The organism is Nocardia tengchongensis, assembly GCF_054781395.1.
Window position 1 is genome coordinate 225805 of record NZ_BAAGUM010000015.1, and the last position, 25394, is coordinate 251198.

At 68.9% G+C, this 25394-nt stretch carries 18 protein-coding genes; 7 read left to right on the forward strand and 11 right to left on the reverse strand.

Features of this window, described 5'->3' with window-relative positions:
- Positions 1 to 33: 33 nt before the first annotated feature.
- Entirely contained in the window at positions 34 to 933 is a 900-nt protein-coding gene (locus ACYVKL_RS27550; protein WP_379166045.1) for a universal stress protein, read from the forward strand.
- A 63-nt stretch (positions 934 to 996) separates the two neighbouring features.
- On the opposite strand, the gene ACYVKL_RS27555 is transcribed toward ACYVKL_RS27550, so the two are convergent.
- The 5 genes from ACYVKL_RS27555 to ACYVKL_RS27575 form a co-directional block, all read right to left on the reverse strand.
- Positions 997 to 2724 (reverse strand): GAF domain-containing sensor histidine kinase, encoded by a 1728-nt coding sequence (locus ACYVKL_RS27555; protein ID WP_379166046.1) that lies wholly within the window; start codon positions 2722 to 2724, stop codon positions 997 to 999.
- A gap of 207 nt (positions 2725 to 2931) precedes the next feature.
- Positions 2932 to 3108: a hypothetical protein gene (locus ACYVKL_RS27560; RefSeq protein ID WP_357196482.1), complete on the reverse strand. Its 177-nt coding sequence runs from the start codon at positions 3106 to 3108 to the stop codon at positions 2932 to 2934.
- The gene (locus ACYVKL_RS27565) at positions 3105 to 3305 is read right to left on the reverse strand and encodes a hypothetical protein (RefSeq protein WP_379166047.1); all 201 of its coding nucleotides are present in this window, start codon (positions 3303 to 3305) and stop codon (positions 3105 to 3107) included. The genes ACYVKL_RS27560 and ACYVKL_RS27565 overlap by 4 nt, the downstream gene beginning before the upstream one ends.
- Before the next feature lie 220 nt (positions 3306 to 3525).
- Positions 3526 to 4404, reverse strand: coding sequence for a DUF302 domain-containing protein (locus tag ACYVKL_RS27570; protein WP_379166048.1), 879 nt, complete (start codon positions 4402 to 4404; stop codon positions 3526 to 3528).
- 118 nt (positions 4405 to 4522) lie between these two features.
- On the reverse strand, positions 4523 to 6850 hold the full coding sequence (locus ACYVKL_RS27575; RefSeq protein ID WP_379166049.1) for a heavy metal translocating P-type ATPase: 2328 nt from the start codon (positions 6848 to 6850) through the stop codon (positions 4523 to 4525).
- A gap of 334 nt (positions 6851 to 7184) precedes the next feature.
- On the opposite strand from ACYVKL_RS27575, the gene ACYVKL_RS27580 reads away from it, so the two are divergent.
- Complete coding sequence (locus ACYVKL_RS27580; RefSeq protein WP_379166050.1) at positions 7185 to 7631, forward strand: pyridoxamine 5'-phosphate oxidase family protein; 447 nt, start codon at positions 7185 to 7187, stop codon at positions 7629 to 7631.
- A gap of 44 nt (positions 7632 to 7675) precedes the next feature.
- On the opposite strand, the gene mgtA is transcribed toward ACYVKL_RS27580, so the two are convergent.
- The 3 genes from mgtA to ACYVKL_RS27595 form a co-directional block, all read right to left on the reverse strand.
- Positions 7676 to 10339, reverse strand: a complete 2664-nt coding sequence (gene mgtA / locus ACYVKL_RS27585) for a magnesium-translocating P-type ATPase (RefSeq protein WP_379166052.1) — start codon at positions 10337 to 10339, stop codon at positions 7676 to 7678.
- 424 nt (positions 10340 to 10763) lie between these two features.
- The gene (locus ACYVKL_RS27590; protein WP_379166053.1) at positions 10764 to 11411 is read right to left on the reverse strand and encodes a response regulator; all 648 of its coding nucleotides are present in this window, start codon (positions 11409 to 11411) and stop codon (positions 10764 to 10766) included.
- A gap of 73 nt (positions 11412 to 11484) precedes the next feature.
- Positions 11485 to 12483, reverse strand: a complete 999-nt coding sequence (locus tag ACYVKL_RS27595; RefSeq protein WP_379166054.1) for an Acg family FMN-binding oxidoreductase — start codon at positions 12481 to 12483, stop codon at positions 11485 to 11487.
- A 106-nt stretch (positions 12484 to 12589) separates the two neighbouring features.
- Between ACYVKL_RS27595 and otsB the strand changes: the two genes are divergently transcribed.
- Positions 12590 to 16591: a trehalose-phosphatase gene (gene otsB / locus ACYVKL_RS27600; protein ID WP_379166055.1), complete on the forward strand. Its 4002-nt coding sequence runs from the start codon at positions 12590 to 12592 to the stop codon at positions 16589 to 16591.
- Here otsB and ACYVKL_RS27605 read toward each other — a convergent pair.
- Entirely contained in the window at positions 16576 to 16782 is a 207-nt protein-coding gene (locus ACYVKL_RS27605) for a hypothetical protein (protein ID WP_379166056.1), read from the reverse strand. The two genes, otsB and ACYVKL_RS27605, sit on opposite strands and share 16 nt — an antisense overlap.
- 230 nt (positions 16783 to 17012) lie before the next feature.
- Here ACYVKL_RS27605 and ACYVKL_RS27610 point away from each other — a divergent pair, with 230 nt between their 5' ends.
- The 4 genes from ACYVKL_RS27610 (at position 17013) to ACYVKL_RS27625 (ending at position 21837) form a co-directional block, all read left to right on the forward strand.
- On the forward strand, positions 17013 to 17951 hold the full coding sequence (locus ACYVKL_RS27610; protein ID WP_379166057.1) for a universal stress protein: 939 nt from the start codon (positions 17013 to 17015) through the stop codon (positions 17949 to 17951).
- Positions 17948 to 20344 (forward strand): phosphoketolase family protein, encoded by a 2397-nt coding sequence (locus ACYVKL_RS27615; RefSeq protein ID WP_379166058.1) that lies wholly within the window; start codon positions 17948 to 17950, stop codon positions 20342 to 20344. The genes ACYVKL_RS27610 and ACYVKL_RS27615 overlap by 4 nt, the downstream gene beginning before the upstream one ends.
- A 151-nt stretch (positions 20345 to 20495) precedes the next feature.
- On the forward strand, positions 20496 to 20978 hold the full coding sequence (locus tag ACYVKL_RS27620; protein WP_379166059.1) for a DUF2231 domain-containing protein: 483 nt from the start codon (positions 20496 to 20498) through the stop codon (positions 20976 to 20978).
- 100 nt (positions 20979 to 21078) lie between these two features.
- Positions 21079 to 21837 carry a sigma 54 modulation/S30EA ribosomal C-terminal domain-containing protein gene (locus tag ACYVKL_RS27625; protein WP_379166060.1) on the forward strand — a complete coding sequence of 253 codons (759 nt, stop codon included), beginning with the start codon at positions 21079 to 21081 and terminating at the stop codon, positions 21835 to 21837.
- A 169-nt stretch (positions 21838 to 22006) separates the two neighbouring features.
- Here ACYVKL_RS27625 and ACYVKL_RS27630 read toward each other — a convergent pair whose 3' ends face one another.
- Positions 22007 to 22726 (reverse strand): sterol desaturase family protein, encoded by a 720-nt coding sequence (locus tag ACYVKL_RS27630; protein WP_379166061.1) that lies wholly within the window; start codon positions 22724 to 22726, stop codon positions 22007 to 22009.
- 1044 nt (positions 22727 to 23770) lie between these two features.
- The gene (nuoN, locus tag ACYVKL_RS27635; protein WP_379166675.1) at positions 23771 to 25393 is read right to left on the reverse strand and encodes an NADH-quinone oxidoreductase subunit NuoN; all 1623 of its coding nucleotides are present in this window, start codon (positions 25391 to 25393) and stop codon (positions 23771 to 23773) included.
- Between the last annotated feature and the right edge of the window lies 1 nt (position 25394).

Genomic DNA, 25394 nt, shown 5'->3' on the forward strand with positions numbered 1-25394 from the left:
GCAACTCGAATACGGAGAACAGGAGAGTTCATCATGACCGACAACACTGCCCCGCAGGCGAATCCGAATCCCGCGATCGTCGTCGCGGTGGACGGTTCCGCAGTCTCGTACCAGGCCGTGGCGTGGGCTGCGCTCGACGCCGCACGGCACGGTTGTCCGCTGCGCATCGTGACCTCGATCTGCGCGCCGGTCGGTCCGCCGCCGACCGCAGTACTCGGTGCCTCCGATATCGCGTGGCTCGAGTCGGAGGGCGAGCGGATCGTGGGTGAGGCGACCCGGATCGCGTCGGAGACACTGACCGGAGAGGGCGTCGCGATGTCGTCCGAGGTCACGGTCGAACCGATCATTTCCCATCTGATCGAGCTGTCACGGCACGCCCGGATGGTAGTGCTCGGCAGCCGCGGGCTGGGGGCGTTGCGGCGCGGGCTCCTCGGTTCGGTCACCTCCGCGGTGACCCATCACGCGAAGTGCCCGGTCGCGGTGATCCACACGACCGCGGCTGCGGACCCGGTGTCGGCCCGGCAGCCGGTGCTGGTCGGCGTGGACGGAACCTCGAACAGTGTTGCGGCACTGGAGCTCGCGTTCGAGGAGGCGTCGCTGCGCAAGACCGGGCTGACCGCGGTGCACGCCTGGAGCGACGTGTCCGGCCCCTATATGCCGATGTCCGGCTGGGAGACCGTGGAGGAGCAGGAGGACGCGATCTTCGGCGAGGAGATGGCCGGCTACGCCGAGCGCTATCCCGACGTCGCGGTTCGGCGAATCCTGGTCAAGGACAGGCCGGTTCGGTTCCTCGTGGACGAGGCCGAACACGCGCAGCTGGTCGTCGTGGGCAGCCACGGCCGCGGTGGCTTCACCGGCATGCTGCTGGGGTCCACCAGCAATGCCCTGCTGCACAGCGTCGACTGCCCGATCATCGTCGTTCGCGGCGAGTGAATTCACCACTGCGAGCGGGTGTGCTGTCGACCGGTCCATCGGGCCGGCGGCACACCCGGCTGTTCACTTGAACGGCACGGCCCAGCGCACCAATGTCCCCGCGCCCTCGGGGTTGTCACCGAAACAGAATGTGCCGCCCAGCTGCTCGGCCCGGCGCGCCAGGTTCCCCAGGCCGCTCGTGGTGATGTTGGCGGGAATCCCGCGGCCGTCGTCGGCGATCAACAGGGTGAGGTCGTCGGAGACGTCGATGGTGACCGCGATCGTTTCGGCGTGCGCGTGACGGACCGCGTTGGAGACCGCTTCGCGCACCACGGCTTCGGCGTGGTCGGCCAGTTCGGCCGCCACCACCGACAACGGCCCGGAGATCCGCAACGAGGTGCGAATTCCGGTGTCCGCGGTTTGCTTTCGGATCACCTCCTCGATCCGCTGGCGTAGCCGGGTGCTGCCCTCGGCGCCGCCGTGCAGGTCGAAGATGGAGGTCCGGATCTCCTGCACCACGTCCTGCAGGTCGTTGATGACGTCGGAGATCCGTTCCCGGATCTCGGCGGACCGGGCGCGGGCGACGGTGCCCTGCAGGCTCAGTCCGGCCGCGAACAGTCGCTGGATGACGTGGTCGTGCAGATCGCGGGCGATGCGGTCACGATCGGTCAGCACGTCGAGTTCACGCATGCGCTGCTGCGCTTCCGACAGCTGGATGGCCAGAGCGGCCTGATCGGTGAACGCCGCGGCCAGACCTTGCAGTTCGTCCGAGAACGGGGGAGCGCCGGCCGGGCGGACCATGACCAGCACCCCGAAGGTCGAGTCCTGTGCGTGCAGCGGCAGCACCAACGCCGGCCCGGCGTCGAGCGCGGTGTCGAGGCCGAGATCGTCACCGCTGTCGAGGCTTTGGGGCCGGCCCTGGCGAAACGCCCGCCCGACCGCCGTCCCGGAGGTACGGACGAATCCGCCGTGCGTCCTGCCGTCGGGCCCCGCGCACTGACTGATCCGCAGCCCCTCCACAGCATCGGTGTCGCTCTCGGGGTCATCGTCGAGGGCCAGGAAGGCCCAGGTCGAATCGGTGAGGGTGCGGGCGTGCACGACGACGTGGGCGAGTACCTCCGCGGGCGCGGTTCCGGCCAGGAACTCGGTGGCGACGTCGCGGGTCGCCTCGATCCAGGCCTGGCGGCTGCGGCTGGATTCGTAGAGCCGCGCGTTGTCGATGGCGGTGCCGGCGGCCGCGGCGAGCGCCTGCACGATCACCTCGTCGTCCTCGGTGAAGGGCTGTCCGCCGGCCTTCTCGGTCAGATACAGGTTGCCGAAGACCTCGTCGCGGATCCGGACCGGGACGCCCAGGAAGGTGCGCATCGCCGGGTGGTTGGCCGGAAAGCCCACCGAGGAGGGGTGATCGGCGATGTTGTCCAGGCGAATGGTTTTCGGTTGGGTGATCAGCAGCCCCAGGACGCCACGGCCTTCGGGCAGCTCACCGATCTCGGCGCGGGTTGCCTCGTCGATGCCCTCGTAGATGAACTGCTCGAGCGGATCCTGCCCGTGCTGATCCTGCCCGCGCACGCCCAGAGCGCCGTAGCGGGCGTCGACGAGACTGATCGCGGTGTGCACGATGGTGCGCAGGGTCTGGTCCAGATCGAGCCCGGAGGTCACCGCGAGCATGGCCTCGACCAAGCCGTCCATCCGGTCGCGGGCGTCGATGATCAGCTCGACCCGGTCCTTGACCTCTACGAGCAACTCCCGCAGCCGCAGCTGGGAGAGGGTATCGCGCACCGAGTAGGAGCCGTCCTGGGGCTCAACGGTCATATCGTCTTCCTGTACGTGTGGAATCCGCCCACGTTTTGTCCATTACGGCCTTCACCGATTCTAGGTCGGCATCCGATCTTAGGGCCCCGTCGGCACGGACAGCGCCTGGTCCGGCAACACTCGCCGCTCGGCGACGGCGACCGCGCGGCCGGTGCGGTCGACAGCGTCCGGGTAGACCGAAAAAGTTCATCGACGGTAGCGACTTAGTCACCCATGGCTACTCCAGTTGTTCTTCGATCCCGGCAGTAGCAGCAGGAGCAGGATCGGGATGGTGAGGACGAGCAATGCGCACAGCAGCACCGCCGGCGATGCGCCGGCGAGTTCGAGGCCGGTGACGACGAAGGGGAGTGCGATCACGAACAAGGGGGCGTGGCGAATGGTCACGGGCGGCCCTCGGGCGTCTCGAAAATGCCTGCCGCGGTCGGAATGTCGCTGAAGTCGGCGCCGAGCAGCACCCGTCGTAGCGATGTGGGCAGTTGCGCGGTCATCCGGTCGTCGGAGCCCGGACGGTCGGCGACGGTGCGCAACCAGACGTTGCCGGTATGGATCGCGGGACCGAACGGGTCGGTGTGATGGCTCATCGGGTTGGCTTCTCTCGCGGACTCAGGTCAGGGGTGGGTCGGGATAGCCTGCGCCCTGGGCAGTTTCAGCTCCTGGGCGATGGTGTCGATCCAGGCCGTGATGGCGGGCCGGTCGCGTAGGTCGCTGTGGTTTCCATAGGTCGAGCCTGCTCGTGCGGTCGAAATTCGGTGAGAGGACTCGGACCCGCCTCGGCCGGGACCATGGTCCCCGGCATCATTGTCAGCCTGCGGCGGCCGCGGGACGGGCAAGACCCGACAGCGCCGAGGCGAGCATCCGTCGCATCTCCTCGGCCGAGGCGGCCAATTCGCGCCGCGCCAGGACCTGGACGAGCAGAGTGGGATCGACGGCCTCGACCAGCACACCTGTCTCGTCGGCTCGGACGACCACGGTGCAGGGCATGACCAGCCCGGCCTCGCGATCGGTGGCCAAGGCCAGGCTCGTGAGCTGGGGCTGGCAGACGCCGAGAATCAGATACTCCTCGATGTGTTCGCCCGTCCGCTCACGCAATGCCGCCTGTACGTCGAACTCGGTGACGACGCCGAATCCGGTTTCCTGCAACGCTGTTCGGGTTCGATCCACGGCATCGGGAAATGAAGTCATGAGGTGGACGGCGATGGCCGGGGCCGGGGTCACCGGGATCCGGATCTCGGTGATGAGCATCCGGGGATCGCTCACCTCGTCCGGCCCGATCAGATACGCTTCAGTCGGCGGACCGGCGGGACGATAGCCGGCCTGCTGCAACCATTCCCGCAGGGCGCGGTAGGCCGCGTCGATGCCGCGATAGCTGCCCCTGTGACTGGTGCGGGCCACCAGCGTGGGGGACTGGATGACCAGTTCCGCGCCGGAACTCGGTCCGAGCGCCGGTGCAGCCTCGATCGGGAGCCCGAAGTCGACGACGATTGCGTCCTCGGCGAGCAGCTCCCGGTGAAATGTGATCGTCGGTGCCCCATTCGCGGTGAGTCCCGCCTTCTCGGCGACCTCGGTCAGCCGGCCCATCCCGCCGATGATGCCCTCGCTCAACAGATCCGGGCGGATCTCCAACGGTATACGCAGGACCGCCTGGGGTGGTGTCTCGCAGACGTTCACCCGGTATTCCATCGCGCGCCTCCTTCGATAGTCGTGTCACCAGCCTGTGCGCGGCCACCTTGCGGTTCCAGAGGAGAAAGTCCCGGTGGAGCGGGAACAAGTCGATGACCGTCCCGCGGTGGTCGTCCCATCACAGCGTGTCGTCGGTGGCGAGAACGAAGTAGTTCTCCTCCTCTTGCAGGAAGTGCAAGCGCAGCACGGCGTGCAGGCCGTACAGGCACGCGAGCAGATCGTCGATCTGGTCGGGGTCGAAACCTCCACGGGCCCGGGCGAATTCGAGGTGGGTGCCGATTCGTGTGGTCAAGCGCTGGATCTCGGCGTGCGCCCGGCTCATCGTGGCTGTGGCCTCGGATCCGCCGAGCGGCTCGGCGAGCGCGGGGTAGAGCGTGGTCTCCTCGGCGCGCTCGTGCGGCAGCAGGTCCTCGACCAGGAATCGGTGCGTGGTCTCGAGGGCCTTCAGGGCTTCGGCGTCGGGGCGTTCGGCGATGCGATCGGCGACCGCGCGCAGGGCCGTGAGCGCGTCGCGCAGCGCATCGTGTTCGGCGGCGAAACGGCGCAGCAGATCGTCGGTGTCGGCCGGCATCGCGCGTCCGGCGGCCGGGCCGCCGCGCAGCGCCCGCAGCGCGTTCAGAATCACGGTGACGTCGATCGCCTCCTGGAGCAGCGCGCCCGCCGCGGGCGGCAGCCACCCGCAAGCGGCGACGACCATGGCCAGCAGGGACAGCGTCATACCCACGGTCGCGCTCTGCACGGCGATGCGCCGCGACCGGCGCGCGATGTCCATGGCGTCGGCGAGCCGGTCCAGCCGGTCGGTGGTGAGCACGATATCGGCGGCTTCCGACGAGGCCGTCGATCCGCGCGCGCCCATGGCCACGCCGACGGTGGCCGCGGCGAGGGCCGGGGCGTCATTGATGCCGTCGCCGACCATGACGGTCACCTGCCGGGCGCTCTCCCGCCGCACGGCCTCGACCTTGTCGGCCGGACTCTGGTCCGCGAACACCTCGTCCAAGCCCAGCACCGTGGCGACCTCCCGCGCGGGTTCGGGCCGATCGCCGGTCAGCATGACGAGCCGGTTCAGTCCCGCCTCGCGCAATCGCCGCAGCGTGCGGGGCGCGTGGCGGCGCAACGGGTCGCGCAGCAGCACGGCCCCGAGCGGCTCGTCGTCGACGGTGATCCAGGCGATCGCGGCGGAGTCCAGCCGGGCGCGATTCATGACCGGCCGGGCCCATTCCGGGACGACCGTGCTCTCGGGCAGCTTGCCGACCTGTACGCGACGGCCATCGACCACGCCGCTCACGCCGTGGCCCGCGCGCTCGGAAACCGCCGTGGCGACATCGAGTCCCAGGCCCCGCGTCAGCGCCTCGGTGACGATCGCAGCGGCCAGCACATGCGGCGACAGCTGATCGACCGAAGCCGCCAGCCGCAGCAGCCACGTCCCATCCGTGCCGGGGGCCGCGGCGACCTCCGTGACGACGGGCCGCCCGGCGGTGACCGTGCCCGTCTTGTCCATGACCAGAGTGGTTGCGCGGCCGAGGTTTTCCAGCGCTCCACCGCCGCGGACCACGACGCCGATCCGAGAGGCACGCGAGAGTCCCGAGACGATCGCCACCGGCGCGGCAAGCAGCAACGGACAGGGCGTCGCGACCACGAGCACCGCCACCGCGCGGGTGAGCGACCCGCTGAACCAGTAGGACGCCGCGGCGACAGCCAAGGTCAGGGGCAGAAACCAGGCGGCATACCGATCGGCGAGCCGGACGGTGGGCGCGGTGGCGGCCCCGGCTTCGCGGGCCAATCGCACGATGCCGGCGTAGGTGCTCTGGTCGGCGGTCGCGGTGGCACGCATCTCGAAGACGCCGCCGGCATTGAGCACGCCGCTGCGCACCGGTTCCCCGGCCGCCCGTTCGATCTGCAGCGGTTCCCCGGTCAACGCCGATTCATCCAGCACCGCAACCGAATCCAGAATTCTGCCGTCGGTCGGCACCACCTCCCCGGCGGCGACGACCAGGACGTCACCCACGACGATCTCGTCGAGTCCGACCACCCGCACCGTCGCCCCGCGCCGCCGTCGCGCCGAGCGCGGGGCCCGTTCGAGCAATGCCCGCAGGTCCCGCGTCGCCCGCCGCTCGGCCGCGGCGTCGAGCGCGTGCCCACCGCTGAGCATGACCGCGATCAATGCCCCCGCGAGATATTCGTGCACCCACAGCGTCCCGGCCAGCGACAGCACTGCGATGAGATCGACCCCCGCCCGCCCGCGCCGCAGCGCCGAGACCACCCACCACAGCGCGGGGACGATGGCCACCACCGTGCCGGCGGCCCAGCACCATCCGGCGACTTCGATCGCGCCACAGACCCAGGCGATCGCTCCCGCCAGCAGCGGCGTGATCGTGCCGATGAGCAGCACCGCGCTCACGACACCGGCGCGCTGCTCCCCCCGATTCCGTTCTCGTGAATCGGGCATCACGGTGCCCCCTTCCCTTCCGGACCGAGCTCCTCTGAAGTCCACCGCACGACTTGGGTGCACCACAGGGCCACAGTTCCTCGAAAGGCGCTGTCTTTGGACCCGTCGGCCGGTAGCGCTCCGCGCGGGTGCCGGAAGGACGTTCGAGACGGGACCTTCGGCCCTGTGAGGATCGGGGTGCCGATGCTGACATTGATCGGGAACGCATCATGCAAGGGGGCCGGGTAAGGAAGGGTTGTCAGTTCATGCACGTGTACGAAGCTCCATCGGTCCGAATTCGCTTGCGGCCGGAGGTATCCGGCCGGCGAGCGGGTCGGGCGCTGGGGGCTTGCGCATGAACGCGACCTCCGACCGCTCGTTCGATCCCCGCGCCACGGTGGCCATGGGCCGCGAGGAGGCGCTGCGACTGCTGGCGAGCGTGCCGTTCGGGCGGGTGATCTTCACCCGTGACGCGTTGCCCGCCGTACGCCCGGTGAATCACCTGGTCGAGGACGGTGAGATCGTCATCGTACGGACCCGGCTCACGTCGCGGCTGACCTCGACGGTGCGGGCCGACTCGAATGTCGTGGTGGCCTACGAGGCCGATGACATCGATCCGGTCGAACAACTGGGGTGGTCGGTGGTGGTGACGGGCATCGCGCGTCCGGTGACCGATCCCGAGCGCGTCGCTCGTTACGAAGCGCTGCTGCGACCGTGGGTCGACGGGATGATGGATTCCATCGTCGCCATCGAGCCGACCTTGGTGACCGGGGTGCGACTCGTGGCGAAGCAGGCGAGCTAGCGGCGCCTGCTCAGGCGTACGGGTCGTCGATCTCCCATTCTCGATCAGGCGGAAGTCCCCGGCGCCGGGCGCGTCCCCGCGGCGAAACGTGCTGCGCGCCTCCGCAATCGGTGGTCGGTGCGACGGTCTCGGACGGCCGGCACCGGGCCGGAGGCGTGGAAGAACCAGCGTTTGGCGGCCTCGGCCAGCGCGAGATACACCAGGATCATGACGAGCAGCGCGGCGAAGAACCCGGCGGGCAGGGGCTGGAACCCCAGCGCGGCGGCCAGGGGGGTCACGGGCAGCGCCGCGCCGAGCCCGACCGCGGCGAGTGCGGCGGTCAGCAGGACCGCACTGGGGCGGCTGCGGAAGAACGGTGTCCTGCGGGTGCGGATGACGAACAGCACCAAGGTCTGGGTGGCGAGCGATTCGACGAACCAGCCCGTGTGGAACAGTGTTTCGCCGGCGTGGAAGACCCAGAGCATGATCCCGAAGGTCGCGAAGTCGAAGATCGAGCTGATCGGGCCGAACACCAGCATGAACCGCCGGATCAGTGCGATGTCCCAGCGCGAGGGGCGCGCCAGCTGCTCCTCGTCGACGTGGTCGGTGGGGATGGCGAGCTGGCTGGAGTCGTAGAGCAGGTTGTTGAGCAGGATCTGCGAGGGCAGCATCGGCAGGAAGGGCAGGAAGGCCGACGCGCCGGCCGCGCTGAACATATTGCCGAAATTGCTGGAGGTACCCATCAGGACGTACTTCATGGTGTTGGCGAAGACGCGCCGGCCCTGGGTGACTCCGTCGGCCAGCACCTGCAGGTCCTTCTCGAGCAACACCACGTCGGCGGCGTCCTTGGCGACGTCGGTGGCGGCGTCGACGGAGATCCCGACATCGGCGGCGTGCAGGGCGAGCGCGTCGTTGACACCGTCGCCGAGGAATGCGACATCGACGCCGAGCGAGCGTTGCGCGCGCACGATGCGCGCCTTCTGCTCCGGGTCGATGCGCGCGAAAATTGTGGTGGCGCCCAATCTCCCGGCGAGCTCGGCGTCGGTGAGCCGGTCGATATCGGTGCCCGAGAGCGTGCCGTCCAGGCGCAGGCCGAGGCGTTCGCAGACCTGCGCGGCCACACCCGGATGATCTCCGGTGATCACCTTGACCGCGATGCCCAGGCTCGTCAGCCGGGTGATGGCCGCGCCGGCAGTGGATTTCGGCGGATCCAGGAAGACGAGGAAGCCGGCCAGCCGCAGCCCGGTCTCCTCGGCGGTCGTCAGCGCCGCGGTGCCGACCGCGGAACGGGTGGCCACCGCGACCACGCGATGCCCGGCCGCGAACTCGCCGTCGAGGGCCCTGGCCGCTGATTCGGGCACATGTTCACAGCAGGCGAGCACGGCTTCCGGGGCGCCCTTGGTGATGAGGACCCGCTCGCCCGCGGGCGACTCCACCAGGACCGACACCATGCGGCGCCGATGATCGAAAGGCAAGGCGGCCAGCCGCGAATACCGGCCGGCCGCTGCCCGCTGTGCGATGGGCGCCGCCCACAGCGCGGTATCGAGTGCGTCGCCGCCCACCAGGGCGCCATGCTCGATCGAGCCGTCGGTACACACCAGTCCGAGCGTGGTGGTGTCGGCGCCGTCGGACGCCGCGTCGGCGGGGACCGCGCGCAGGAACTCGATCCGGCCTTCGGTCAGTGTCCCGGTCTTGTCGGTGAACAGCACCTCGATATCGCCGAGATCCTCGATGCAGACCAGCCTTTTCACCAGTACCTTGCGCTGGGCCAGCAGCCGAGACCCGGCCGCGAGGCTGGTGGACACCACCGCCGGGAGCAGTTGGGGCGAGATCCCGACCGCGATCGCCAGCGAGAACATCAACGCGTCCAGGATCGGCCGGTGCAGCACCAGGTTCACCGCGAAGATGCCGATCGTCAGCGCGGCGGCGACCCGGACCAGCAGCATCGAGAACCGGCGCAGCCCGACCTGGAACTCGGTCTCGGGCTCCTGGTGCGCCAAACCGGCTGCGATGCGCCCGAATTCGGCATCACCGCCGGTCGCGATCACCACACCGCGGCCGGTACCGGCGGCGACGACCGTGCCCATGAGAGCGCAGGATGACAGCTCGGCGATCGGGCTGCCCGCGGGCACCACGTCCGGCGACTTCGGCGCAGGCTCGGCCTCCCCGGTGAGCACCGACTCGTCGCAGTGCAGACCGGTGGACGAGAGCAGCCGCAGATCGGCGGGCACCAGTTCTCCCGGTCGCAGCTCGACGACGTCGCCGGGAACCAGCTCCGCGAGGTCGATCGATCGAGCCTGTCCGTCGCGTAGCACCACGACCAGGTGTCGGACGCGGTCGTGCAAGGCATCGGCGGCCCGTTCGGCGCGAAACTCGTTGACGGTGCCCAGCCCCACCGACATCGCCACGATCACACCGATGACCACCGCGTCGGTGCGCTGGCCGAGGAAGAACGACGCCGTGGCGGTCACGGCCAGCAGCAACAACAGCGGAGAACGCAACTGCCGGGCGGCGACCGGCCCGATTCGCGCGCGATGCGTCCGTACGGCATTGGGACCGGACGTGACGGCCCGGCGGGCGTATTCGGTCTCGGTGAGACCGGCCACGCCGGTTCCCAATGTGGTCAGGACCGTCTCGGCGGGCAAGGATGCGGCGATCGCCGCGGATATCGCGTGATCCGGGTGAAGCGGCGCGGCATTCGCGTCGGCCGGGGGCGCGGGGAGGGACATGACTTCGAGGGTTCCGCTGGATCCACCGAATCGATAGGGCAGGCTCGCACGCACACCGGGGACCAAAGACCTTGTAGCCGAGGACTTGCCGCCGGTGTGGCCGGTAGGCGCCCCGTCGCATAATTGGCGGGTCGGTCCCCGAGGTCCAGGGTCGGTCCGGAAGCGCGACGCCAGCGGACCGCAAGCCGGATTGCGCTGTGCACCTGTGGATTCGACCCTCCGCCGCGACGTGACACCTGCAAGTCACGGGAGACGATCACCGGCCCGGCGACGCCGGTGCGGCCCCGTCAGCGGTCGTCGCCACTTGATCGCCAAGGCCTCGGGGGCCGGCTTGCGACACTCGCCGCCGCGGAACCGAGACCCGCCGGAACCGAAACCGCCGCGCCCCGTTCGGGAGGCGCGGCGGATCGCTGTCGACGTCGATCTAGACCGGGTGTGGGTGTTCGCCACGCAGTTTGGAGGCGTACACCGCGGCCTGGGTACGGCGTTCCATGCCCAGTTTGGAGAGCAGGCGCGAGACGTAGTTCTTGACCGTCTTCTCGGCGAGGAACATGCGTTCGGCGATCTGACGGTTGGTCAGGCCCTCGCCGAGCAGGTCGAGGAGTTTGCGCTCCTGCTCGGTCAGCCCGGCCAGCGGGCCGTCCGACTGGGTGCTGCGCCGCAGCCGGTCCATGAGCGCGGCCGCGGCGCGGTTGTCCAGCAGCGAGCGACCGGCCCCGATCTCCTTGATGGCCTTGGCCAGTTCCATGCCCTTGATGTCCTTCACCACGTACCCGCTGGCCCCGGCCAGGATGGCGTCCATCATGGCCTGTTCATCGGTGAACGAGGTGAGGATCAGGCAGCGCAGCCCATCCAGGCGCGAGAGCAGATCGCGGCACAGTTCGATGCCGTTGCCATCGGGCAGCCGGACGTCGAGGACGGCGACATCGGGTTTGAGCGCGGGAATGCGGGCCAGCGCCTGCGCGGCGTCGGCGGCTTCACCGACGACGGTGATTTCCGGATCGCTCTCGAGCAAGTCGACGAGCCCCCGGCGAACGATCTCGTGGTCGTCTACGAGAAAAACGGTGGTCATGGCCGGTTCCCATCTTCTTGGGCTGTCAGGTCAAAGATAACCCGCGGGCCTGGCCGCGGCGAAACGCCGATACTCATTCGGATGTCGCGGCGGCGGGTGCGGTGACCTGGAGGATCTGAGCGAGGGGCAGCCGCGGTGTCCGGGGTTGATGTTGCTCGGACGCGGGGACGCCGCCGATGCGGATCAGGACCTGTGGCTGCTCGTCCCGGCCGGTGAGCGTACGGATGAGCGCGCGACTGCGCGGCAGTTCGGTGACATGGGTCAGCAGGCATGTGGCGTAGCCGGCGACCGTGCATTCGAGCAGGATGTTGGACAGCGCCTCGCCGCAGCGCAGGTGGTCGGCGGAGCTGTCGCCGCTGGATACGACCACGACGACGGATCGGTCGTCGTCGAGCTCGGTGCGGCGTGGTTCGCCGGGGACGGCGGGGAGGACACGGTTCACCTCGACGCGCTCACGCTCCTCGGCGGAGAGCCGGGCCGTCGGTGGAATGCCCTCGGCGTCCAGTGAATGTCCTGCCCACCACTGCAATTCGGCCTGATAGCCGGAATCGTAGCGCCGCATGGCCGCGGTGAGCCGTGAGGCGTGAGCCAGCTCGGAGCGGGCCTCGGGCGGCAGGACGGTGACCACGGCGTCGAGCGGGTCGACGATGACCGGCAGTACCGGTTCGAAGTCGCGCCAGTCGTCCGGAGCAGTGAACGGGAGGCGATCGGTGTACCGCGTCTCGATGGCGGCCGCGCGGTCCAGGTCGGCGTCGGTGACGATGCGAGAGGGTTCGAAGGTGACCGTCGCGAGATGGTCGTGGCGGGTGGGATTCGGGAAGTAGGCGACTTGGGTTTGCCATCCGGCCGCTGCGAGCGCGGCCCGCAGGTGGCCCAGCGCAAGACCGCAGCTGATCAGCATCTGCCGTCCGGACTCGTCGGTGGCGGGCAGGATGCGCTCGCGCACCGAGAACAGGTGCAGGGTGGCGCCGTCGAAGACCCAGTGCCACGGTTGGCTGTTGTGCAACGAGGGTGCGCGACCGGACAGCCGGACGGCCTGCTCGATCGTGTCACCGCTGGGTAGTGGGCTCATGGACTCACGCTAGGACGGGGGCCGTCCTGGCCGCAGGGGCCGTTGGTCCTCGTTACGGTGCTACTGGACCCTTGGCTTCGCCGCGCGCGCGTCGCAGGCTGAAGTCGTGGACGAGCACACACAGGCCGCGCCGCTGATCGATGCGCGGCGCCACGATGCGGTGATCTTCGATATGGACGGGGTGGTGACCGACAGCGCTTCGGTCCACGCGGCGGTCTGGAAAGAAGCGTTCGACGACTTCTTGGACCATCGTTCGGTCGTGGTCGGCGAGGATCGGTCACCGTTCGGCGCCGACGACTATCTGCGCTGGGTCGACGGCGTCCCCCGATACCAGGGCGTCACCAATTTTCTTGCCGCGCGCGGCATCTCGCTCCCGTACGGCGATCCCGCCGACGGCGAGGACGCCGGGACGGTCTGCGCGCTGGGCAATCGCAAGGACCGGCTGTTCAAGGCCCGGCTCACCCGCGACGGAATACCCGCCTTCGATACCACCGTGGCGCTGGTGCGCCGCCTGCAGGCCGCGGGCATCGGCGTCGCGGTCTTCTCGGCCAGCCGCAACTGCGCCGAGGTCCTGCGCGCGGCCGGCATCGGTGATCTGTTCGGTGTGCGCGTGGACGGGATCGTCGCCGACGAGCTGGGATTGGCGGGCAAACCCGACCCCGCGATGCTGCTCGAGGCCGCACGCCGGCTCGGCGCCGAACCGGAACGGACCATCGTCGTGGAGGACGCGGAGGCCGGCGTGGCGGCCGGGCGCGCAGGCGGTTTCGGTCTGGTGATCGGCGTGGACCGGGGCGGGCACGGGGACCGGCTCGCCGAACACGGAGCCGATGTGGTGGTCGCCGATCTCGGACAGGTGGGGCTGCGCAGCGGTTTCCGGCGGATGTCGGAGCTGCCCGAGGCGAGCCCGGCCCGGCTCGGCGACCTGCTCGATACCGAAAAGGCTTCGGTCCTCCTCGATTTCGACGGCACGCTGTCGGCCATCGTGCCGGATCCGGGCGCCGCGGCCCTGGTGGACGGCGCCGCCCCGGCGCTGCAGCGGTTGGCCTCGCGGTGCCCGGTGGCCATCGTGAGCGGTCGTGAGCTCGCGGATCTGCGTGAGCGGGTGGGGGTGGACGGACTCTGGTACGCCGGATGTCACGGATTCGAATTGCTCGCCCCCGACGGTACGACCCACGTGCACGATGCGGCGCCGGGCGCGGAGCTCGCCCTCGCCGCGGCGGCCGCGGAACTCGAGCGGTCACTGCGCGATATCCCCGGAGTTCTGGTGGAGCACAAACGGTTCGCCGTCGCGGTGCATTACCGGCGCGTGGCTCCGGATCGGGTACCCGCGGTGACGGCCGCGGTGCACGCTCGAGCGCGCGATCGGGGCCTGCGGGTGACGGGTGGGCGCAAGGTCGTGGAACTGCGACCGGATGTGGACTGGGACAAGGGAACCGCGCTGCGCTGGATCCTGGGCCACCTCACCACGCCGACCCTGCCGATCTACCTCGGCGACGACCTCACCGACGAGGACGCCTTCGACGCGATCGAGGCCGAGGGGATCTCGGTGGTGGTCCGCCACGACGAGAACGGGGACCGGCGCACCGCCGCCCGCTTCGCGCTGCCGGGACCTGACGGCGTGCGTGCGTTCCTCGACGACCTGACCGGGCTGTTGGACGCCGAATCGACCGGGGCCGTATCGGATGCGTGGGTGCTCGCCTTCGATGGGTACGACCCGGCGCACGAGCGCCTGCGCGAGGCGTTGTGCACGGTCGGCAACGGCTACCTCGCCACCCGGGGCGCCGCGCCCGAATGCGCGGCCGGGGCGCACCACTATCCGGGCACCTATGTGGCCGGGACCTACAACCGGCTCTTCGACCAGGTCGCAGGGCGGACCGTGGGCAACGAGAGCCTGGTGAACCTGCCGAACTGGCTTCCGGTCACCTTCCGCATCGGTGACGCGGACTGGCTCGACATCGATTCCGTCGAATTGCTTTCCTACCGGCAGGAATTCGATCTGCGGCGGGCGGTCCTGCTGCGTCGGTTCCGCTTCCGCGACGCCGCCGGGCGTATCACGCGGGTGAGTCAGCGTCGTTTCGCGGCCATGCACTCCCCGCACCTGTGTGCGCTGGAGACAGCGGTGACCGCCGAGAACTGGTCGGGCACCGTGGTCTTCCGATCCATGGTGGACGGCGGCGTGCGCAACGGCCTGGTGGCACGGTACCGCGAACTGTCGGGCGAGCACCTCGAGCCGGTGTCGGCGCGCGAGCTGTCGCCCGAATCGGTGCTGCTGGTCGTGCGCACCGGGCAGTCGGGGATCCCGGTGGCGACCGCCGCGCGCGGCACCCTGCACCGGGACGAGGTGAAACTTTGTCCCGCAACCGAACTCGTGGAAGCGCAGGGGGCGATCGGACACGACCACGGTGTCGCGCTGGCCGAGGGGGACACGGTCGTGCTGGAGAAGGTCGCGGCCGTGGTCACCGGCCGCGACCACGCCGTCTCGGCCCCGGACGACGAGGCCGCGCGGGCGTTGCGCGGTGCCGGCGGCTTCGCGGAGCTGCTCGAATCCCACACCGCGGCCTGGGAACACCTGTGGGATCGGCTGCGCATCGACCTCGACGGCGGTGACCGGGCGACCCGGGTGATCCGGTTGCATCTGCTGCACCTGGTGCAGACCCTGTCGCCGCACACCGCCGACCTCGATGTCGGGGTGCCCGCACGCGGCCTGCACGGCGAGGCGTATCGCGGGCATGTCTTCTGGGACGAGCTGTTCGTGTACCCGGTCCTCACCCCGCGCTTCCCGAGACTGGCCCGTGGACTGTTGCGGTACCGGTACCGGCGACTGCCCGAGGCGCGCCGGGCGGCCGCCGCGGCGGGTCAGCGCGGAGCGATGTTCCCGTGGCAGTCGGGTTCCGACGGACGCGAGGAGAGCCAGCTCCTGCATCTGAATCCGCTGTCGGGGCACTGGAATCCGGATCCGAGCCCTCGCGCCCATCACATCGGCAGCGCCATCGCCTGCACCGTGTGGCAGTACTACCAGGCGACCGGCGACATCGAATTCCTCACCGACTACGGGGCCGAACTACTGGTCGAGATCGCCCGATACTGGGCGAGCCTGGCCGATTACGATCCCCGGCACGACCGATATCACCTGCGCGGTGTCATCGGACCCGACGAATTCCACACCGGTTCGCCCGGTGCGCCCGGGTCCGGTGTCGACGACAACGCCTACACCAACGTGATGGCGGTGTGGACCTTGCTGCGCGCCCAGGAGGCATTGGAGCGGCTGACCCCGCGGGCGCGCGCGGAGCTGCTGGAATCACTGCGCGTCGCGCCCGCGGAGGTCGCCCGATGGGAGCACGTGAGCCGCCGCATGTTCGTGCCGTTCCACGACGGCGTCATCAGTCAGTTCGACGGCTACGAGCGGCTGGACGAACTCGATTGGGACGGCTATCGGCAGCGCTACGGCGAGATCCAGCGGCTCGATCGCATCCTCGAGGCCGAGGGCGACGACGTCAATCGGTACCGGGCCGCCAAGCAGGCCGATGTGCTGATGTTGTTCTACCTGCTCTCGGCCGACGAATTGCGGGACGTGCTGGAGCGTCTGGGGTACGAGCTGCCGGGGGAGATGATCCCGCGGACCATCGACTACTACCTGGCCCGGACCTCACACGGCTCCACGCTGAGCGCGCTGGTCCACGCGTGGGTGCTGGCTCGCGCGCACCGGGTGCAGGCCATGGACTTCTTCGACCGGGTCCTCGACTCCGATGTCGCCGACATCCAGGGCGGCACCACGGAGGAGGGAATTCATCTGGGCGCCATGGCCGGCAGCGTCGACCTGGTGCAGCGGTGCTACACCGGGATGGAGATCCGGTCCGATCGCCTGATCTTCAACCCGTGCTGGCCGAGCGGACTGGGGGAGCTGCGCTACTCGATCATCTACCGGGGTCACCGCCTCGCGATCCGGATCAGCGCCGGCCTGCTGGAGGTCGCCGCGGACGCGGGCCGCGCCGATCCCGTCGAGATCCACTGTGACGGCGTCACCACGATGCTGGCGGCCGGCGCCACCGTGCGAATCCCGCTGGGGACAGCGGATTTCGTGCCCGATCGTGATCAGGAACGCAACTGATGGACGCCCCATCGGGCCAGCCCCACCGCGACCGCCAGATATTCGACGAACGCGAGGTAGACCAGCACCGCGCCGTACATCCGCGCCCAAGCGGACAGGTAGACGGTGGCTGCGGGGATCGCGACGACCATGACCGTGCCGAGGACCAGTGCCGCGATCGCGGCGGTGTGCGCGGGTGCGGGAGAATCCATGGCAGTCAGCCTGGCCCGCGGGGCGGGGCGGGCAGCAGGGCCATTGTCCTCGATCCGGTGGTGACCAATGGCGGCTGAAGTCCCATCACCTGGTCAGAGCCGCCGCGCAGAGGCCTTTGGTCCCCGGTTCGAGGACGATCGCCCGCAGTCGTGAGGCAGGTCGCGTTCCTACCGTGAGAGAACCAGCCCGATACGGGTGCCGACGACTTCACCTCACTCCGGAGGTCACGATGACACAGCAGCAATTCGACGATCCGCATCGGCTGGCCGCGGCGCCCGTGGTGGTGGGCGTGGACGGCTCGGAAGGCGCTGCGCGTGCCCTGCGCTGGGCGGTGGAGTACGCCGCGCAGCACCGGCGGCGACTGCACATCGTCCACGGCATGGACCTGGTGGGCGTCAGCCGCGGCGTCGGTACCTACGCGGTCGCGACGCAGCCGCTGATCGACAGCGTCAAAGCAGCCGGCCAGGCGCTGATCGCGCGGGCGCTGGTGGTCGCGGGCGAGTACGACCCGGCGGTGCAGGTCACGTCGTCGATGTCCGGCGACACCGCCGCTCAGCTGCTGATCGAGGACAGTGCCAACGCCTTCGCCGTGGTGATCGGCGCGTCCGCTACCGCCGGAACTCTCGCGCATCTCGGTTCGACCCTGTTCGCGGTCACCAGCCACGCGCGCGGCGCGATCATCGTGGTGCGGCCGGACCCCTACACCGGCGGCGCGGTCCGCACCACCGGTCCCGTGGTGGTCGGCGTGGATGGAAGCAAGACCAGCGAGGTCGCCATCGCCGCGGCGTTCGCCGAGGCCTCCGAGCGGCGCACGGGCCTGGTCGCGATGCATGCGTGGAGTGATTGGGATACCGGGCAGTTCGCAGGGGACGTGAGCGCGGCGATGACCGGGAACCTCGACGATATCGAGGAGGCCGTGCTGGCCGAGCGGCTGGCGGGCTGGCAGGAGAAGTACCCGGACGTCGAGGTGACCCGGGAGGTCGCTGTCGCCGGGCCCGCGGCCGAGTTGACCGAGCTGTCGAAGACCGCGCAACTGGTCGTGGTCGGCAACCGCGGTCGCGGCGGGTTCGCCGGCCTGCTGCTCGGATCCACCGCTCACTACGTGATTCAGCATGCGCACTGCCCGGTGATGGTCGTGCACGACGACGGCAAGGAGACCAAGCGATGACAAGGACCATGCCCGGCTCCGAAACCGGAATCCGGGACGATCTGGTCGATCTGGACGCGTGGTGGCGGGCGGCGAACTACCTCGCCGCCGGTCAGATCTATCTCATGGACAACCCGCTGCTCACCGAAAGGCTTCGGCCCGAACACATCAAGCAGCGGCTGATCGGGCACTGGGGCACCGTGCCCGGGGTGACCCTGACCTACGCCCACCTCAATCGCGTCATCATGCGCACCGGGCAGGAGATGCTGTTCGTGCTCGGCCCCGGCCACGGCGCGGCGGCGCTCACCGCCGCGACCTGGCTCGAAGGCACCTACTCGCTGCGGCACCCGGAGGTGGGGCAGAACCTGGCCGGGATGCGGGAGCTGTTCCGGCAGTTCTCGTTCCCCGGCGGAGTGCCCAGCCATGCCTCGCCGCATCTGCCGGGCTCCATCCACGAGGGTGGCGAACTGGGCTACTCGCTCGCCCATGCCACCGGTGCGGCACTGGACAATCCGAATCTGGTGGTGGCCTGCATGATCGGTGACGGCGAGGCCGAGACCGCCGCGCTGTCCACCAGCTGGCACGGGTCGATGTTCCTCGATCGCGTCACCGACGGGACCGTGCTGCCGATCCTGCACCTCAACGGCTACAAGATCGCGAATCCGACGCTGCTGGCGCGCATGTCGCGCGGTGAGCTCGACGCGCTGCTCAGCTCGCAGGGCTGGGAGCCGATGTATGTGGAGGGCTCCGATCCGGCCGAGGTGCACGCACGATACGCGACCGTGCTCGACGAGGCGATGGCACGGATTCGCGAGATCCGCGACGACGCCGAGTTCGGACTCGGTCCGCGCGACCCGTGCCGGCCGATGATCGTGCTGGTGACCCCGAAGGGGTGGACCGGCCCGGCGACGGTGGACGGCGTCCGCGTCGAGGGCACCTTCCGGGCCCACCAGGTGCCGCTCGCGGGCGTCCGTGAGAATCCGGAACACCTTGCGCAATTGGAGGACTGGCTGCGCTCCTATCATCCCGAGGAGCTTTTCGACGCCGCCGGCCATCCGGTGGAGCGGATCGCGGGCCTGCACCCGAAGGGCCTGCGGATGAGCGCCAACCGCGCCGCGCACGGCCACGACAGCGCCGACCTGCAGCTACCCTGCCCGACCGACTACAGCCTCCGATTCGCGACGCCCGGAACCGAATCGGCCGAGGCCACCCGGGTGCTGGGCGGTTACCTGCGCGATGCGCTGGTCGAGAATCCACACAACCTGCTGTTCTTCTCCCCGGACGAACACACCTCCAATCGGCTGGACGCCATTCTCGAGGTCACCGGCCGACGCTGGCGCGAACGGCGCATCGCCGGCGACGACCGGCTCTCGCCGGATGGCCGTGTCTTCGAGGTGCTCTCCGAACACCTGTGCCAGGGCTGGCTCGAGGGCTATCTGCTGACCGGTCGCCACGGGGTGTTCTCGACCTACGAGGCGTTCGCGCACGTCATCGACTCGATGGTGGTACAGCACGCCAAATGGCTGCACATGGCGGCCGAATTTCCTTGGCGTGAGCCCATTCCCAGCCTCAACTACCTGATCACCTCGCATGTGTGGCGGCAGGACCACAACGGAGCCTCGCATCAGGATCCCGGCTTCATCGACCACGTGCTCAGCAAGCGACCCGAGGTCAGCCGGGTGTATCTGCCGCCGGACGCCAACTGCCTGCTGCACGTCTTCGATCATTGCCTGCGCAGCCGCGGCCGGGTCAATGTCGTGGTCGCGGGCAAGCAGCCCGCGCTGCAATACCTCGACGACAACGCGGCTCGCACGCACTGCGAACGCGGACTCGGCGTATGGCGGTGGGCGAGTACGGATTCCGATCGTCCTGCCGAGGTCGTGCTGGCCTGTGCGGGCGACGTCCCCACCCAGGAGACCCTGGCCGCGGCGGCGCTGCTGCGGGACACGGTGCCGGACTTGGCGGTTCGCGTGGTCAACGTGGTGGACCTGGCCCGCCTGTTCCCGCCCGACCGTCACCCTCATGGCATCTCCGACGCCGACTACCGCTCCGTCTTCACCGACGCCCCGGTGATCTTCGCCTTCCACGGCTACCCGTGGCTGATCCACCGCATCGCCTACCGCCGCCCGGGCCACGACGGTATGCACGTCCACGGCTTCACCGACAACGGCACCACCACCACACCGTTCAGCATGTGCGCGATGAACGGCATCGACCGCTTCACCCTGGCGGCCGCCGCCCTCGCCGAGGTGCCTCGCCTGGCCGAACAGCTCGCACCGCTCACCGAGCAGTTCGCCGCCCGCCGCGAAGCCGCCGACGTCTACGCCCGTCGCTACGGCGTCGACCCGCCGGAGATCGCCGACTGGCGCTGGCCGGAGGGGACTGCGGCACCGGACGCGGCCGCTGCGAACTGAGCGTCACCGACGATGCGGCGCACAGGTCATCGAGCTGTGCGCCCTTCGTTCGCAGTTCGCTCCCAGCGGTCTCGCGCGGTGGCCTCAGCGTTCTCACAGCGGGTCTGTGAAAGCTTGTCCGCAATGCCGCCGATCCGAACGGAAGTCGCTGATGTCCACGATCAATGGGCTTCCGGCCCACCTACTGCTGGTCCACGCCGTCGTGGTGCTGGTGCCGCTGACCGCACTGCTGGCGATCCTGTCGGCGCTGTGGCCGGCCGTGCGGCGGCGCCTGGTCTGGCTGACGGTCGCGCTCGCGGTCGTGATCGCGGTGCTGACACCGATCACCACGGAGGCGGGCGAGTGGCTCGAGCGGCGGGTCGGGCGGAACCCGGACCTGCGCAGCCACACTCACCTCGGCGACACGTTCATCTACTTCGCGCTCCCGTTGCTGGCCGTGGCGATCCTGCTGGCCGTGATCCACGTCAGCGAGAACCGGGGTCGCGCGCTGTCGCGGACGCTCGTCGGCGCGGTGGCCGTGCTGACCATCGCGGCGGGCGTGGCCGCGACCGTCCAGGTCTATCGCATCGGGGAATCGGGTGCACGGGCCGGCTGGAGCGGGGTGGCGACGGCCCCGGTGCGCTCCGGGAAGTGACCCGCGAGGACCTTGGACCCTGTTCCGGGGCGAACGCCGGATGGTGGCATGGGGGGCGTTGCCATTCGGCGGCATCGGCAGGGAACGAGGGGCGTGATCGATGAATACGGAAAAGGTGGCGGTTTCGGGGCCCACGGTCGCAGTGGTGTCGCGCGGACCGATCACCGCCATGGAGCAGGTGCGAGCCGACCGAGTGATCCGGTCCGTGCTGCGGCGGCACCATATCGAGTCTCCGGCGAGTGTCCGGCTCGCGCGGAGCGGGACCTTCGGCGCGACGACGATCGCGCAGGTGAACACGCGGTTTCGCGGGACCGCGATCCGCGTACAGGCCGAAGGACCCGGCGGGTTCGCGCTCACCTTCGCCGCCGAGCGACTCGACCGCCAATTGGACCGGCTCACCGGCACAGCGGAGCCGCGCTGGGCACCGGATCCGGGCCGCGCGGCGCCGGCGTTCGTGAGCGACGATCGGGCGATCGTCCGGCGTAAGCACTGTCACCTGAACGTGTTCGATCCGGTCGGTGCGACCGCGGCCATGGACCGCATGGACTTCGACGCCCACCTGTTCACCGACGCCGAGACCGGAGAGGACGCGGTCGTGTATTGGGCCGGGCCGCTGGGGGTCCGGATGGCCCGGCAGCGGCAGCTGCGTCCGCCCCTCACGGCAACCTGGCGGCCTCTGACCATGAACCCCCGTCCGACAAGGGATTTCACCGAAGCGGAGGCGATCACCCGACTGTGCGCCCACGGCCTGCCCTTCCTCTTCTTCACCGATCCGTCCGATCGACGCGGCCGCCTGCTCTACCGCCGCTACGACGGGGATCTGGGACTCGTTGCCGGAAACGATGTCCCGATCGAGTGACGAGGACGCCAGTGCGGCCCGGTGCAACCAGTCCGGCCGGGCCGCATCTCGAGCCGGCTCAGACCTTCAGGTCGTTGCGGGTGACGTAGATGGTGTGGAAGGTGATGAGGAGGGCGAGGACGGCCAGCCATTGGAGGGTGGTTGCGGCGGAGACCGGGCGGTTGCTCAATCAGGCAATCGAGTCGACCCGAGCGGTAGGCGGGCCGAATACCGCGCGCAGCGTCGGCCGCGCACCCCGAGCCTGGCCGATGTCCGCCAGCATGGCCATGAACTCGTGATAGTTCGTCTTGATCGGATTGAAGGTCCCGATGTTCTTCGTCAATCCGTAGGTCACGGGGGTGGATTCATGGGCGTAGGTGCCGAACATGCGGTCCCAGATGATGAAGACGGCACCGTAATTCTTGTCCAGGTAGGGATTGTCGGCGCCGTGGTGGACGCGGTGGTGCGAGGGGGTGTTGAAGATGTACTCGATCGGTGCAGCCAGGAAGCCGATGCGCTGGGTGTGTATGGGCCACTGGTAGATCGAGCTGGCGAACTGCCAGAAGAAGATGATGTACGGCGGGACGCCGATCAGGGCTGCGGGCATGAACGCGGCATTATGGAGAAAAGTTGCGTAGGGCATCAGGAATGGCATCCGGATCCCGGTGGTCAAATTGAACTGCTCACTGGAGTGATGCACACTGTGCGCCGACCACAATATGCGAACCCGGTGGTCGGCCCGATGTCCCCAGTAGTAGCAGAAATCGGTCGCGATCAGTCCGATGCCCCAGGTCCACCATCGATCGGCGGGCAGCTGAATCGGCGTCAGAACGGCCCCGACGAGGACGAAAGAGAATGGGACGAGCAGGTTCTCCAGCGAACGGGTAACCCTGCTCGCGATACCGATCACCACACTGTTCCAGGTATCGGGACGATAGAATCCACGCGTCCGATCCCCGCCCGCACTGCGACGCCAGGAAGCCCATTCGATGACTATTGTGAACAAATATGCCGGTATCACCAACATGAAGATGCGAGTGTAATCCACCGTGGGGCCCTTGTCGGAGTTGCGTGGCGGGGTAGGGGACTTCGACTATCCGACGCCGGACCCTCGAGGGCATTGCGAAATCAGCGAACCGCCACATCCGAACAGCGCATTCAGGAGCGGAGCCAGCGGCGACGCGTACAGTGCGCTCGAACCCGTGGCCAACACGGGCAGCGAGTCCGAGGACATCGATGCGAAATTACTCGCCGACCCGCTCGTCGCGACTGGCTGAACGCTGGTCGGAGTGGCGGCGACTGCTATCCCCTTGGCGGCGGCCAGGCCGGTGAAAAGCACAGCGACAGCGAGTGTTCCGCGAAGCCTGCTCCGATTATGAGATCCGGACACTGTGAGTCTCCCAGTTCGTTTGGTTAAGAGTTCCCCGCCGCAGGAATGTGCGGGATTGACGTGGTGACGATAGAAATCAGAACGATCCGTTTGTCCCAGGAGGGCAATTCGATACCAAATGACCGCCACATCCGAAGAGCATTTGCAGGGTCGGCCCGAGTAGGGACGACGACCATGCATCGGCCGAACCCGCAGTGATTCCGGCCGAACCGTCATTGATCACCGGTACCATCTCCGCCGACATTGTCCCGGAGGCACTCGCGGACCCGGTAGACGCGGCGGGTTGCACATCGGCCGGTGCGGCAACCGCGGCGCCTTCGCCCACAGTCAGGCCGGTGAGAAGTGCCGCGGCGGCTAATGTTCCGCGAAGTTTGGCTCGACTATTCAGATTGGGCACTGATGGTCCTCTCGGTTCAGCAGGGTCGAGGGCCGAGGTTATCGACTGTGAAGCAAGCGTGGGTCAGATTGTGTGCCCTGAGTTCCTTGGGCATCGATACCCGGGGCGGGGGAACGAAAAGAGCGGGCCCGCTGCGTGATTCGCAGCGGGCCCGCTCTTTCGGTGATTCAGTGCGTGAAGGTGGCGGCGTTCTCGGCGAGGTCGAGGAGGGGCTGGGGGAAGATGCCGAGGACCAGGGTGGACGCGGCGGTGAGGGCGATGACGGTGCTGGTGAGGGTGGGGTAGACGACGGTGGGTGGGGTGGTGGGGGCGTCGGTGAAGAACATCAGGACGATGACGCGGATGTAGAAGAAGGCGGCGATGGCGCTGGAGATGACACCGACGATTACGAGGGTTGCCGCTTCGCCGCCGGTGGCTGCGGCGAAGACGCCGAATTTGGCGATGAAGCCGCTGGTGAGGGGGATGCCGGCGAAGGAGAGGAGGAACAGGGAGAAGGTGATGGCCAGCCAGGGGGAGCGGCGGCCCATGCCCGCCCAGGCGGGGAGAGCTGTTGCCTCGTCGCCGTTTTCGTCGCGGACCAGGCTGACCAGGGCGAAGGCGCCGACGGTGCCGAGGCCGTAGACCGCCAGGTAGAAGAGTGTGGAGGAGATGCCGGCGGTGGTGGCGGAGACGATGGCGGTGAGGATGAAACCGGAATGCGCCACCGAGGAATACGCGAGCATGCGTTTCATGTCGGTCTGGGTGATGGCGAGGATCGCGCCGACAACCATGGTGGCGATGGCTACGGCCGCGAAGACCGGCCGCCAGTCGTTGCGCAGGGCGGGGACCGCCACGTACAGCACCCGCATCAAGGCGCCGACCGCGGCGATCTTGGTGGCGGCGGCCATGAATGCGGTGACGGGGGTCGGGGCGCCCTGATACACGTCGGGGACCCAGGACTGGAACGGGACCGCGCCGATCTTGAAGAGCAGGCCCACCGCGAGCATGGCGACGCCGATGACGGCCAGGGTGTGGGACTGTCCGCCGTCGCGGGCCACCGCTTCGGCGATGCCTTGCAGCCGAATGGTGCCCGCGTAGCCGTAGAGCAAGGCCATGCCGTACAGGAAGAAGGCCGACGAGAACGCGCCCAGCAGGAAGTATTTCAGCGCGGCCTCCTGCGACAGCAGGCGACGCCGGCGGGCGAGCCCGCACAGCAGATACAGCGGCAGCGACAGCACTTCCAGCGCCACGAACATGGTCAGCAGATCGTTGGAGGCGGGGAAGAGCATGAGGCCCGCGAGCGCGAACATGGTGAGCGGGAAGACCTCGGTGGTCGCGATTCCCGCTTTCGTGGCGGCGATTTCATCGAGGCTGCCCGGAGTGGAGGCCGCCTGCGGCGCGAAGGCATCCACCCCGCCCCGCGACGCCGTGAGGCTCCAGGTGCCGGGCCCTTCGCGCCGGACCGGCATCCGGTCCGCGCGCCGCTCGGCGATGAACAGCAACCCGAGGATGCCGACGACCAGGATGGTGCCCTGCAGGAACAGGGAAACCCCGTCGATGGCAACGGCTCCCACCACCGCGGTGGCGGTGACGTCGCGCAGCCCGATGACCGCGCCCAGCGCGACCGCCAGTCCGCCCAGCCCGAGCACCAGGTGGATCAGATATCGCGACGCGCGCGGCGTGAACGCCTCCACCAGCACCCCCGCCACGGCCACGCCGAACACGATGAGCATCGGTGACAGATACCGGTATTCGATGCTGGGCGCCGGGACGGTCGCGGCGAGCCGCGTCTCGAATCCGGCGGTGAGCAGC